The following is a 1,377-nucleotide window of genomic DNA, read 5'->3' as shown; positions in this document are numbered from 1 at the left end:
TTCTGTCATGGTGGGAGAAAGGGCGGGCATTAAAATTTCAGTTGCCATCTTTCAACACCTCAGATCAGGCTACGCACGGCTTTTACAACGTGCTCAGGCTGCGGGAGAGCCAATTTTTCCAGATTGGCGGCAAATGGCATGGGTACATCCACGCCCGCTACGCGTACAGGCGGTGCATCCAGCCAGTCAAAAGCATGTTCAATAACCTGCATGGCTACTTCTGAGCCGATGCCAGCAAAAGGCCAGCCTTCTTCAACCGTAACAAGGCGACTGGTTTTTTTTACACTGTTGACAATCGTGGCTGTATCCAGCGGTCGAATGCTGCGCAAGTTAATAACCTCGGCCTCAATACCTTGTTTGGCCAGTTCGGCTGCTGCATCCAACGCAGTGCCAACGGCAATGGAAAAGGCCACGATGGTGACATCAGACCCTGCACGCTCGATTTTGGCTTTGCCAATGGGGAGAATAAAATCCTCGTCCACAGGGCAAGGGAATTTTTGCCCATACAGGATTTCGTTTTCCAGAACGATAACGGGATTGGGGTCACGGATTGCCGCCCGCAGAAGACCTTTGGCATCCGCAGCAGACCAGGGCGCAACGACTTTAAGCCCGGGGACGTGGCCATACCAACTGGCATAACATTGCGAATGTTGGGCTCCCACACGTGCCGCTGCCCCATTGGGGCCACGGAATACAATGGGGCACCCCATCTGTCCGCCTGACATGTAAAGTGTTTTGGCTGCGGAGTTTATAATGTGGTCAATGGCCTGCATGGCAAAGTTCATGGTCATGAACTCAACAATCGGCTTAAGCCCGGTCAGGGCTGCACCAACAGCCATGCCTGTAAAACCATGTTCGGTAATGGGCATGTCCAGAACACGCTTTTCCCCGAACTCCTGCAATAAGCCCTGCGAGATCTTGTAAGCGCCCTGATATTCAGCCACTTCCTCACCCAGCAGGAATACATCTTCATCGCGGCGTAATTCGGCTGCCATGGCGTCTCGCAACGCTTCACGTACCGTAATATCGCGTGTTTCTCCCCAATCCCGTTCAGGTTCAGCTATTGTGTCTGACACGGGAGCAGCGGGTATGCTGGCTTGCGCCGGGGGGGAGGCTATTGTTGCCGGGGTGGGGGAAGCAACCGGCTGGCTCGCTACGTTATCGGGCACCGTTTCGCCATCTTCCACGACAATGGCTATAGGGGTATTGACCGCAACACCTTCCGTACCCTCGGTTATGAGAATACGGCCAAGAATACCATCCTCAATGGCTTCAATTTCCATTGTGGCCTTGTCGGTTTCAATTTCAGCCAACACATCACCACCGGTAATGGTGTCGCCTTCCTTTTTCAGCCAGCGGGCAATTTTGCCTTCTGTC

Annotated in this window: 1 protein-coding gene; it reads right to left on the bottom strand. The window is 53.5% G+C overall.

Annotation, left to right across the window (positions count from 1 at the left end; genetic code table 11):
• Positions 1-59 precede the first annotated feature (59 nt).
• On the bottom strand, positions 60-1,377 hold a 1,318-nt coding region (locus Absy_RS11505; RefSeq protein ID WP_048854902.1), incomplete at its 5' end, for a pyruvate dehydrogenase complex E1 component subunit beta.

Source organism: Acetobacter syzygii (genome assembly GCF_000964225.1).
Lineage (GTDB): Bacteria > Pseudomonadota > Alphaproteobacteria > Acetobacterales > Acetobacteraceae > Acetobacter > Acetobacter syzygii.
This window is presented reverse-complemented; position numbering and strand designations above follow the sequence as displayed.